The 12,291-nt window shown below is 55.7% G+C and carries 5 protein-coding genes; all 5 read left to right on the forward strand.

Going from position 1 to position 12,291, the window contains the following annotated elements:
• Positions 1 to 13: 13 nt before the first annotated feature.
• The 5 genes from OKW27_RS08260 (at position 14) to OKW27_RS08280 (ending at position 12,203) form a co-directional block, all read left to right on the forward strand.
• Entirely contained in the window at positions 14 to 1,228 is a 1,215-nt protein-coding gene (locus OKW27_RS08260) for a restriction endonuclease subunit S (protein WP_429333169.1), read from the forward strand.
• Positions 1,225 to 4,347 carry a type I restriction endonuclease subunit R gene (locus tag OKW27_RS08265; protein WP_429333170.1) on the forward strand — a complete coding sequence of 1,041 codons (3,123 nt, stop codon included), beginning with the start codon at positions 1,225 to 1,227 and terminating at the stop codon, positions 4,345 to 4,347. The genes OKW27_RS08260 and OKW27_RS08265 overlap by 4 nt, the downstream gene beginning before the upstream one ends.
• Positions 4,348 to 4,736: 389 nt before the next feature.
• The gene (locus tag OKW27_RS08270; RefSeq protein ID WP_429333171.1) at positions 4,737 to 8,942 is read left to right on the forward strand and encodes an NACHT domain-containing protein; all 4,206 of its coding nucleotides are present in this window, start codon (positions 4,737 to 4,739) and stop codon (positions 8,940 to 8,942) included.
• A gap of 268 nt (positions 8,943 to 9,210) precedes the next feature.
• Positions 9,211 to 10,404 carry a hypothetical protein gene (locus OKW27_RS08275; protein ID WP_429333172.1) on the forward strand — a complete coding sequence of 398 codons (1,194 nt, stop codon included), beginning with the start codon at positions 9,211 to 9,213 and terminating at the stop codon, positions 10,402 to 10,404.
• Positions 10,401 to 12,203, forward strand: a complete 1,803-nt coding sequence (locus OKW27_RS08280; protein WP_429333173.1) for an ATP-binding protein — start codon at positions 10,401 to 10,403, stop codon at positions 12,201 to 12,203. The genes OKW27_RS08275 and OKW27_RS08280 overlap by 4 nt, the downstream gene beginning before the upstream one ends.
• The last annotated feature ends 88 nt before the right edge of the window (positions 12,204 to 12,291 follow it).

Consider the following 12,291-nt stretch of genomic DNA (forward strand, 5'->3'; position numbering starts at 1 on the left):
GTGGGGCTGGCAATTGCTCACCGATGTTGCAAGGCTAGAAACTGGACATACGCCGAGCCGCAAGCATCCCGAGTACTGGGGTGGAGATGTCCCGTGGATTGGGATTCGCGATGCCACTGGCAATCATGGTGGCACGCTCTACAAGACGCTTCAGTACACGAACGAGCTTGGGATTAGAAATTCATCAGCGCGCATTCTGCCTGCGAATACAGTTTGCCTTTCTCGCACTGCATCAGTTGGCTATGTCGTCGTCATGGGCACACCTATGGCGACAAGTCAGGATTTTGTGAACTGGGTCTGCGGCCCTATGCTGGACCACCGATTCTTGAAATACGTGCTGCTTGGGGAGCGGGGAAGTTTCCTGCGATTTGCCTCGGGAACGACGCACCAGACGATTTACTTTCCGGAGGTTAAGGCTTTCCACATTGCACTCCCGCCGCTCGAGACTCAACGAGGGATTGCAGATGTACTTGGCTCGCTTGACGACCGTATCGACCTGCTGCGCCAAACTAACGCAACGCTCGAGTCCATCGCCCAAGCGCTATACAAAAGCTGGTTCATCGACTTCGACCCGGTGCGAGCGAAAGCCGAAGGCCGCGAGCCTGAAGGCATGGATGCGGAAACCGCAGTGCTTTTCCCGGTTTCGTTCGAGGATTCAACGTTGGGGCAGGTTCCGAAAGGGTGGGCTGTCGGCGTTGTTGATGACCTTCTGGTTTTACAACGTGGATTCGATTTGCCAGCACAGCAGCGAGAGGAAGGTCCATATCCCGTTCTTGCTGCAAGCGGACCGAGTGGCAGCCACAGCCAGTCAATGGGTAGTGCGCCGGGCGTCACAACTGGCCGAAGCGGTGTAATCGGCAATGTGTATTTCGTCCAGCGCGACTTTTGGCCACTGAACACGTCTCTTTGGGTCAAGCAATTCAAGGTTGCAACCCCGGCTTACGCGTATCAGCTCTTGAAAACCCTAGATTTGAAGAGATTGAATGCAGGTTCGGCGGTACCGACACTGAATCGTAACCACGTGCATGCTCAACCGGCGTTATTGCCCGCGCGGGAAGTAGTTGAACGATACACTGAAACGGCAAATGTGCTGCTGGCTCGCATCGGGGAAAACGAAATCCATGAAGATAGCTTGGTCGAACTGCGCAATACGCTTCTCCCCCACTTAATCTCCGGCAAACTTCGCCTCCCCGAAGCGGAGGCTCAAGTGAACGAGGCGTTGGCATGAGCGGAATCACCGAGGACGCAGTCGAACAGGCAATGCTCGAATGGCTGGCCGCCCTCGGCTGGCAGACCGCTCATGGCGCGGACATTTCGCCTCCCGATGCCAAGACGCCCGGCACGGAACGCGATACCTATCGCGACGTGTCACTGCGCCACCGCCTGGCAGCCGCCATCGCGAAGCTGAATCCGCGCATTCCCGCTGTTGCCCGCGACGACGCGCTGCGCCATGTGCTGAATCCAAACGTGCCCGGCCTCGTCAACGCCAATCGCCAGCTCCACCGCTGGCTTGTCGACGGCGTGCCGGTCGAGTTCCAGAAGGACGGCGAAACACGTGGCGACCGCGTACGCCTAGTCGATTTCACCGACATCAGCGCGAACGACTGGCTCGCAGTCAACCAGCTCGCCATACAGGGACCGAAACAGCTTCGCCGCCCGGATGTCGTGCTATACCTCAACGGTCTGCCGATTGTCGTGGTAGAGCTGAAAAACCCCGGCGACGAGAACGCCGACATTTGGGCTGCATGGAACCAGCTCCAGGCGTACCACCAAGACATTTCCGACCTGTTCAACGCCAACGCGCTTGAAGTCATCTCCGACGGCACCACCGCCCGCATGGGCTCGCTCACGTCGAACAAGGAACGTTTCCTGGCCTGGCGGACCATCGACGGCCACGAGACTGACCCGCTCGGCGCGATGCACGAGCTGGAGACACTGACGCGTGGCCTTTTTCGTCGCGACTACCTGCTCGAATACCTGCACCACTTCATCCTGTTCGAGGACGACGGCCAGCCCGTCAAGAAAGTCTCGGCCTACCACCAGTTCCACGCCGTGCGAGCGGTCGTGCAAAGCGTGTTGCACGCCTCAGCTCCCGGTGGCTCCCGCAAGGGCGGTGTTGTCTGGCACACGCAAGGCGCGGGCAAGAGCATCGAAATGACCTGCTTGGCCGGTGCATTGATGGCCCATGAAGCCATGAGGAACCCAACTCTCGTGGTCGTGACCGACCGCAACGACCTCGACAACCAGCTATTCGGGGTATTCGCAGGCGCGAAAGAACTGCTGCGCGAAACCCCCGTCCAGGCCGACACCCGGCCCGAGTTGCGCCGCCTTCTGGCAAACCGCCCATCGGGCGGCATCATCTTCACGACTATCCAGAAGTTCACGCCCGGCGCTGACGAAGACACGTTCCCCTTGCTGTCCGACCGCCGCAATATCGTCGTGATTTGCGACGAGGCCCACCGAAGCCAGTACGGTTTCGACGCCCGCCTGCCGAATACGGACGGCAAGGGCGATGGCTCGGTTGTCCGCTACGGCTACGCGCAGTATCTGCGCGACGCGCTGCCGGAGGCTACCTTCGTCGCATTTACCGGCACGCCAGTATCGCTTGATGACCGCGACACCCGAGCCGTGTTTGGCGACTACGTGCATATCTACGACATCGAGCAGGCTGTAAAGGATGGTGCTACGGTGCCCATTTACTACGAAAGCCGGCTCGCGAGCTTGGAGCTCAAAGAGGAAGACGCCAGCGCACTCGATGACGAGGTAGATGAGCTGACCGAGGATGAGGAAAGCGACGAGGCCAAAGTCGCGACGCTGCGCCGCTGGGCTGCGCTGGAGAAAATTGTTGGCGCACCGCCGCGCATCCAGAAAATCGCCGCCGACATTGTCAGCCATTTTGAGAGTCGTCAGACCGTTATGGACGGCAAGGCGATGATTGTCGCGATGAGCCGCGACATCTGCGTGCATCTCTATAACGCGATTACGCAGCTTCGCCCGGAATGGCACAGCGATGACCCGACACGGGGTGCCATCAAGATTGTGATGACCGGTTCCGCGTCCGACAAGGCATTACTCAAGCCGCACATTTACGCGAAGAAGGTACGCGACGACCTCGAAAAGCGCTTCAAGGACCCAACCGACCAGTTCAAGCTCGTTATTGTCCGTGATATGTGGTTGACCGGCTTCGATGCGCCGTGCATGCACACGATGTATATCGACAAGCCGATGCGCGGGCACAACCTGATGCAGGCTATCGCACGAGTGAACCGGGTTTTCAAAGACAAACCTGGCGGTCTGGTGGTCGACTACATCGGCATTGCAAACGAGCTGAAAGCAGCGCTTGCCACGTACACCCAGGCCCAGGGGCGCGGCAGACCTACCATTGACGCCCACGAGGCCTTGGCTATCCTGGCCGAAAAGATGGACGTACTGCACGACATGCTGCACGGCGTCGATTACGCGGGGTTCCGCACCCAAGCATGGCAACTACTGCCAGCCGTGGCGAACCATGTCCTCGGCCAGGATGACGGCAAGAAACGGTTCGCTGACACCGTGCTCGCCGCAAGCAAGGCGTTCGCACTGTGCTGCACGCTTGAGGAAGCGCTTGCCTATCGCGACGAGCTGGCCTTCCTTCAAGCCGTGAAGGCAGCGCTAATCAAGCATGACGGCGCGGACAAGACGTTGACGGACGAGCAGAAAGAACACGCGCTGCGGCAAATCATTAGTAGAGCCGTGGTTAGCGACCAGGTCATTGATATCTTCTCTGCTGCCGGCTTGAAGCGGCCTGACATCAGTGTGCTCTCGGACGGCTTTCTCGAAGACGTGAGGCACATGCAGCAACGCAACTTGGCCGTTGAGCTGCTGGAGCGTCTGCTGAAAGACCAAATCAAGTCGCGGTTCAAGACTAACGTCGTACAGAGTGCGAAGTTCTCGGAGCTACTGCAACAGAGCCTGACGCGGTATCGCAACCGTGCCGTAGAGACTGCGCAGGTCATCGAAGAGCTGATTGCTATGGCGAAAAAGTTCCAGGCCGAAGCCCAACGCGGCATTGAGCTCGGCCTGAGCCCCGATGAAATGGCTTTCTACGATGCGTTGGCGACCAACGAAGCCGCTGTGCGCGCGTTGGGTGATGAAACCTTGAAGAAAATCGCGGTCGAGCTGGTTGTGAAGCTTCGCGCTTCAGTCACGGTCGATTGGGCAAAGCGGGAGACCGTACGAGCTAGGTTGCGAGTCATGGTCAAGACGCTGCTCAAACGCTATAAGTACCCACCGGACCGACAAGAAGAAGCAACGGACACTGTGTTGTCCCAGGCGGAATCACTTTCGACAGCCTGGGTTGGAGCCTAGGCGAGAGCCATGGGCCAACCAAAACACAGTATTTCGGACCGAACTGTCACCGGTGAGAACAACGACAGCCGCCTCGCGAAGTTGCTGTCGTTCGAGCCGCCGTGCCATTCGTCGGACTCCATTCGTAGACCCTGGAAAGTATCCACGACAGCGAAGGGCAAACGAATGGTGCTCGCGGCATATGCGCCCTATATGAAATGTTCACGCGAGCGGCAGCCCGGAAATCGCCACTGTGCGATGGCCTTCCACTGTTCGTCGGGAATGTGCGTAAATCGGACTTACGGAAACAAGCAGACGCTTCAGCGAACTGTCGGAACCTCGAGCAAACTGTCAGCCACGGCTGCTAGGAGCCATCGGCTAATTGGAACCGCGTACTAACGAGTAAAGCTATGGTTAGAGATGCGAACTCCCAAGAGTGGGGACGATTCTGGGTACCTCGGAGTGAGCCGATACACGTCGATGAACATGGGTTTACGATACACGCGACGAAACACTGGCGAGAGTTTTCGAATCCACAACTGCGCACGACCGCCGAACTTGTTTACGTTTCGCCTGTTACGGTCCTGCTCGGCGAACCAGGCTCAGGAAAGTCTTTTGAGCTGGATTGGCTTAAAAAGCATCTAGAGACGTCTTGTGACCGCGCCGTGCAGTTCTTAGACTTGGGAAGGTACGCCCAACCGGGGACGCTCGAAGCAGCGCTTCGGCGTATCCTGAAAGACTGCATTGACGACAACGCCGCGACGGTCCTACTGCTGGACGCGCTCGATGAATGTCGCGTCAATATCAAGCGCGCTGAAGCTGTTCTCGAGAATGTGCTTTATGACGTGACGCCCTCCGCGTTGCGCATTTTCATCGCATGTCGCACGCCAGCATGGCCTACGACTTTCGAAGAAATGTTGCGAGCGCACTGGAAAGGCCAAGAGGATGTCGGCATCTTCGAAATTGCTCCACATTCTCGCGAACAGGTTTGCGAACGGTTACGCGAGCACCGCATAGACGAACTGGACTTCTTCAAGGCGCTCCTGCACTCGCGAGCGTACGGGCTTTCGCTACAGCCTCTAGGTTTGAAGTTCCTCATATCGCAATTCGAAGACGAGGCTGAATTTTCGACAACGAGATGGGACCTCTACGAAAGAGGGTGCAGCGCGCTACTTCGAGAGAGCAAGCGTCGTCTTGACGACGGGGTTCTCGCGCTTCCCAATACGCACCAGCGATTGCAGCTCGCAGGCCTGCTGGCGACCTGCGCGTTGCTGACGAACTGTACGGATTTCGTTCTTGATGGCGATGGCGAGGTGCCGCAAGGGGAGACAGCCTGCTTAAGCGCTGAACAACTAAACTCGATTCCGCTCCTTTTCCACGACAACGAATGGCATCCGGGCAGGGAACATTGTGATGAAATTCTGCAGTCGGGACTATTTGTCACGAAATCCAGCGGCGTGTTTACATTCGCGCACCGCACATACGCCGAGTTTCTGGCCGCTCGCTTTGTCGACTCTCTCGGTTTGTCGGTCGAAAAAGTGACCAGGTTGCTAACACTTCCGGACGGAACAGGGCGGCTCGTCCAGCAACTGCGCGAGTTCGCGGGTTGGATGACCCACGGGAATCGTCAGATTCTCGAGTTCCTCCTTGGGAGCGACCCTGCATTCATCTTCGATAGTAGCGTCCCCATGGCGGATGACGAGGGGATAGCCAGCGCGTTTGAGGAATTAGCTGACCTGGTAAGGCGCTACAAGTTTCCCATCTACGAGCTGAGCTTGATTCGCTCATATGGAAGGCTGGCGCACCCGGGACTGCGTGAAAAACTCCGGGCAATCGTCGCGAACCGGGAGGAGGTCTGTGCGCTGCGTCAGTTTGCGGCAGACGTTGCGTCAGCGTCGGGGCTTGTGAATGAAATAGCAGAGCTAGTTGACATTGCACTCAACGAGTCGGAGAACTACGAGGTCCGACAGCACGCCGCAAACGCAGTTCGCGATGCGGGCTCGTCAGAACTGAAGTGCTGCCTGCTTCCCATGATGAAAGGAAGCCATGAAAGTGACGTCGACGACGAACTGAAAGGGATAGCATTGCATTGTGCGCTGGACGCAAACGCTTCCGTTGGTTCACTTATTTCGCATCTTGAGGGAGAGAAGAACCCTCATTACGCGGGCGCGTATGCTAGTGGCATGCGCAGGATGGAGAACGCGGATATTGTGCAAAGCGATATCGTTCCGTTGATTAGATGGCTGAGGCATCAGCTCGCGCCTGAGCGCCTCGACTATTCATGGGAAGAGTTTGTTTTCCACATGTTCAGCAAGACGGCATCTGCTGTAATTCAGTTCGACGACGGTTGGGTTGAATTCGGCGAGGCGGCATGGCTCGCGGTATCCAAGCATCATAGGCTATCCGCCGAACGACAGAATAGGCGCTTCGATTCTGGCCTTGAACTGGAAAGACACCGTGAGCGCCGACTACGCATGTTCGAGGCAATGCTGGTCGCTGCATCTGGAAACGAGGCGTTCGCAGCATCGACCCTTCGTTCAGGAACTGGCCTGCTGACGGATGCCGATGGTGCGTACCTCATAGAAGCTTATGAACGTGAGGTCGGAACAGAAAGCACCCAAAGAATTCTCGCAAATCTCATGCTTGGATACTTGTTTGAGAGCGATGGAATCGTAAGGGAGTGGGTGCTGAATGCTGCCGGTCCGGACGCGGACCCACTTGACCAGTTGCTTGCAGAGGTAGTGGGCGGAAGCTTGGCCGCGATTCCGCTTGATTCGCCTTTGGCCGAAACGCTCCGGAATTCGGCTTCGATGGCGCGGGAGTTCGCCGAAAGGAAGTCGTCTTCTTCCGGAGAGATGTCGGTGGACTTGCTCTATGCCGCGCTACAGCGCGCGGAAGGTGGCGAATCATGGCAGTGGTTGAATATCCTGTCCTATCTCTGCCACGAAGGAGAATTTGGGGGATTTCCGAGCTTTTTCGATGAGGTCACGAAGCTGCCTCTATGGACAAAGCTGGATGTCGAGACGCACTCGCGGCTTGCGGCCGTTGCCTGTCGGTATCTTCATGACAGTGCTCCAGTTGCGACTGAGCTAACTCCAAATCAGGGAAATACCTACGAGGACGGAGGCATCGCCGCACTAGTTCTGCTGTGGTCGAGGCCGGGCGACAGAACGAGCGATTTCCTTGAATTGGCAGTCAAATGGTCACGTGGGTTGGCGCGATATAACAGGGACGGCCAGCCTCGGTCTGTGGTCAATGAGCTTCTTGAGGAAGGCTACGAATTCGACTCAGGGTCCGTACTGCCGGTATTGCTGGCAGTATGCGTGCGGTACATCACCCACGATTCGCCCCGGATGCCAGACTTTGCCGATGAGTTCATGCCAGCGGCGCTACTTGCTCGGCTTGAACAAACGCTGCCCTCACTGCCAGACGGAGAGGGCTTCTTCACGCTATGCACATACCTGCTCAAGCGAAATAGTTCTGCCGCTCTCGAGTTGCTGGTTACTAGATTGAGCACATTGCAAGACCTTGCTACACACTTTTCCTCAAAATGCCTTGAATTGCTAGCTCAAAGCGCACCGAGGAAATTCATTGATGTAGTTTGGCCACGCCTTTGCCGCGACGCAAAGGCCGTGGCATCGTTCGCTGCAGAGGGACAGCTCATGGCATCTTCTCAAGCGTATCCCTTGCTTCTTGTAGAGGCAGCCGTAACCGAACAGATTTTTGAGATTCTTGAGGAGAGTTATCCTAGCTCTGAAGACTTACCGACGAATGGTCCTGTTACGCGACGCCACCATATCCAGGAATTTCGCAAGTGCTGCATCTTCAGCCTTCGCGAGAAGGCGGATGTACCTAGTATTGCGGCTTTGGAGAGAATTTTCTCACGCCACCCCGAGCTTCCTTGGATTGCATCTGCGGCGCACCACGCCGAACAAAAGGCCGCCCGTGACGCGTGGATTCCATTCGAATTGAACGAGGTAGCTGCGGTGGTTAGCCGGTCCGCCTCAAGGGTTGTCCGAACCGAAGAGGAACTCCACGCGACGGTGATTGAAGAGCTGCAAGCCATAGCAAATTCGATTTCAGCACGGTCTGCGCAACCGCTCGCATATTTTCTCTGGGACGAAAAATCGGGTGAACCGAAGCATGAACCACGTCTTTGCGATTGGTTGGCTTCGGAACTTCGTAGACGACTTGAGTATCGAGGTGCGATTGTAAATCGAGAGGTGCAGGTCAGAGCTCACAATCCCAAAGGAGTCGGGGAACGAACTGATATCTTGATTGAAGTCTCGCGAGCACTCTTCCGGAAGGGGGGCGGCGACGTGTTGAGGCTGGTAATCGAGGTTAAAGGATGCTGGAACGACGAACTACTTACAGCGCCGGCCTCTCAGTTGCGCGACAACTACATGAAGGCTGTTGGCGCATCGACTGGTATCTACCTCGTCATGTGGTTCTATTGCGATAGGTGGGCCGATGTCGATAGCAGGAAACGGCGTACTCGGAAGCTGGTGCCCGACGAAACCGTAGCTGGTTGTCTGGCAGCAATCTCCGCTTCCTGTGCGGAGGCGTCCACCGCTACTGCGCTCGTGAGCCCACTGCTCATCGACTGCACGTACTAAAACTGTAGGTCATAGAAAGTAACAACGGAGCACGAAATGAATCATCTTCTGGCTTCGCGTACGTCTAGCCCGTTGAATACCCTGGAACATATGGTGGTCAACGTTACCGGATGAGTCGGCCCGGACGTTTCGAGAGCAGCACCGGACGACGCCGACAATTTCATTTTATGCCTTATGCATGACGTTACGAGCTTTGCTGGATGACCACTTCCACTGGGGCGCTGGCAGGTAATATATCGGAAAAACAACGGGGCAGTAGGAGGGGAAAGTGCAAGAGACGATATCGCCGAGCGACGTGTACGACAAGGACTTGAATTTCCTCTTCGGTGCCGGCGCGTCCTCAGGATTGTTTCCAACCCTTGCGCTTCAGATTAGGAACGAGCAAGGCATGCCCTGGACGCTCGAAGAACTCGCTACGCACTTCGAGGCTACGGGCGACCAACGCTATGTCCCATTATTCATGCATTACTACAACACTTGCATTCGCCCGGCACAAGTGTTCAATGTTGAGTCGGCCGCTGGAGATGAAACACGCGAGAAAGTCGTTGCCAACTATCGCACGTTCATGAAAACGGTTCTGCAGATACTTCAGCGTCGTAAGGCGCTCGAACGACGCTGCAACCTGTTCACCACGAACTACGATGGATGTTTCCCGCTCATCGCCGACGAAATTCTCAGGGAAGGCAACATTGACTTTCTGCTGAATGACGGTGCGAGGGGCTTCCGGCGTCGATATCTTCAAGCGCGCAATTTCAATACTTACCTGTGTCAGACCGGAGTGTTTGAGCGGCACCAGACCAGCGTTCCTCAAATCAACTTGGTGCATGTACATGGCTCAGTCTATTGGGAAAAGGACAGCGCCAATATCGTAGTTGACTACGACCGACAATCAAGTGCTGGCCTGCTTGACCAGGACGCCCAGAATAGGCTGGCCGCGTTTTCGGCGTCATTGACCAATCCACAGGCAACTCTGGCGCAGCTAGCGCCACCGGAATTCTCACAACTCGAGCTCGACACATTCATGGCAGAGTATCAAAGCCTGCCGATTGTGAACCCGACCAAGTGGAAGTTTCACGAGACCGTGTTCGAAGAACATTACTATCAGATGCTTCGAATGCTGAGCTACGAGCTGGAGAAGCCGAACGCAGTGCTTATCACGTTCGGCTTCTCGTTCGCTGATGAGCATATCTTGAATCTGGTGAAACGTTCACTCTCGAATCCGCATCTTCAGGTCTACGTTTGCTGCTTTAGCAAGCGCTCAAAAGACAAACTGCAAGCAGAGTTCGGCGGATTCCGAAACGTCCGTTGCTTGGCGTTGGACGACGGCTCGATGGACTTCACCGCGTTTAATGAACAGGTTTTTTCACTGGATGCGCCATCGGTCGTAGAAGTGCTGCTCCCGGCTGCCAACGACGCCGTCGCGCCCGTTGCGCCGTTAGTAAATGGTGGACCCGCAGCATGAGCATACGTGTTGGTGAGGTCATAGCAGTGACCGGCGTGAAAATCACGCTCAAAATTGACGAAGATTCGAGCAAGGAGACCCTCTTCTACGCGGGAGAGAAGTTTAAGGGCGTCTCAATTCGCGAGTACATTGCGGTCCAGCGCGGGTTCCGGGACATCATCTGTGTCATCGAAGGCGAGTACCTCGACGAAAGTCGGGTCGAAGGCGAAGGTGGGAAGGTAACCTATATCAGAAAGGTCGACGCGAGGCCGATAGGCTACTTTCATCAGAACGCATTCCAGCAAGGTATCAAATACCTGCCGATGATACGAGACCCGGCGTTTCTGTTGCAGGAAGAACGTATCGCGGAGATTTTCGGGCGGGATAGCGGCAACGCCTTCACCATCGGTAGGCTGCTGAAGGAAGGTATCGCAATCGGACTCCCGTGGCAACGGCTGTTCAACACGCATATTGGTGTGTTCGGTAACACCGGGAGTGGGAAATCCAATACACTGACAAAGCTATACACCGCACTATTCGAGCAGAAGGCTGCCGCAATCGGCAATAAGAGCCGTTTTGTGATTCTTGATTTCAACGGCGAATACACCGGTGGGCAAATGACCGCACCGGAGTCGAAGACGGTCTTTCAACTCAGTACACGTGCAGCGCCCGGTGCGGGCCCTGCGGCTGAAGGTGGCAAGTTTCCGCTGCATGAGCACGAGTTTTGGAACGCGGAGACTCTATCGCTGTTGTTCCAGGCGACGCAAAATACGCAACGGCCCTTCCTAAATCGATTGATAGAGGGGAAACGCAGATTCGAGGCAAATGCTGGTTCGTTGTCGACCTACGCCAAGGCAAAGTTTCGCGAGGCGTTCTGCGCTGGAGAGTGTAAAGCCGCCACTCTGGACCTGATGCGCAATGTGGCGAGACTACTGAAATACACCGCACTCGTCGACATGCTCAAGAGCGTATCGTGGCACACGACGAGGGGCCGCTTCACTCGCGCAGGGGTCTATTTTGATAGCGACGGCGGCAACTATACGAGGCATCTCTTCCCCACAATTGATGCAATCGACGCCTCTCAGCTAGATGCATTCGACCAGTTAGTGCTTCGTGCGAACCTGCAGCTTATAGGCGACCTCATAAGCGGTTACGTGCAGTTTGAGCACATTCAGCCGCTGTTAAAGCGAATCGAATCGTCCTTGAACAGCCTTCGACGGGTAATTCGCGTGGGCGCTGACCAGCCAGAGGACAGGCTTCTAACCGTCATCTCGATGAGGCGCTGCAATAGCGAAATCAAGAAGGTGCTCCCGCTCTTGATTGCAAAGCACTACTACAACGCACATAGAGATAGTGTTGCTAATCCCCCTGACAAGACCATCCATCTCATCATTGACGAGGCCCATAATATTCTCTCTCAGCAGTCAGCTCGGGAGCACGAGAGCTGGAAAGATTATCGCCTTGAACTCTTTGAGGAAGTCATTAAGGAAGGACGAAAATTTGGTGTTTTTCTGACGATTTCGAGCCAACGTCCTGCGGACATCTCGCCGACCATCGTTTCGCAACTCCACAATTTCTTTATCCATCGCCTCGTCAATGACCGTGATTTGTTTCTCATAGACAATACCATTACGACGTTGGACAGTTTGTCGCGGAGCCTCATTCCAAGTCTGGCGAAAGGCTGTTGCGTCGTCACGGGTACGGCGTTTGATTTGGCAATGGTCATCCAGGTGGACCGGCTAGAAAAGACTAAGCAGCCTGACAGCGAGGATGTTGACCTGGAAATCTTATGGAATGCGAGGCTTGCTGCCGCTACGTAACAAGCCTTTTGATGTATCCGCTTCACCTCCTTTCCTATACGCTAATGCGTTTTGCGCACACTTTTTCTCTGCAAATTACTACAGATTC

This window comes from Paraburkholderia sp. 35.1 (assembly GCF_050436525.1).
Classification (GTDB): Bacteria; Pseudomonadota; Gammaproteobacteria; order Burkholderiales; family Burkholderiaceae; genus Paraburkholderia; species Paraburkholderia tuberum.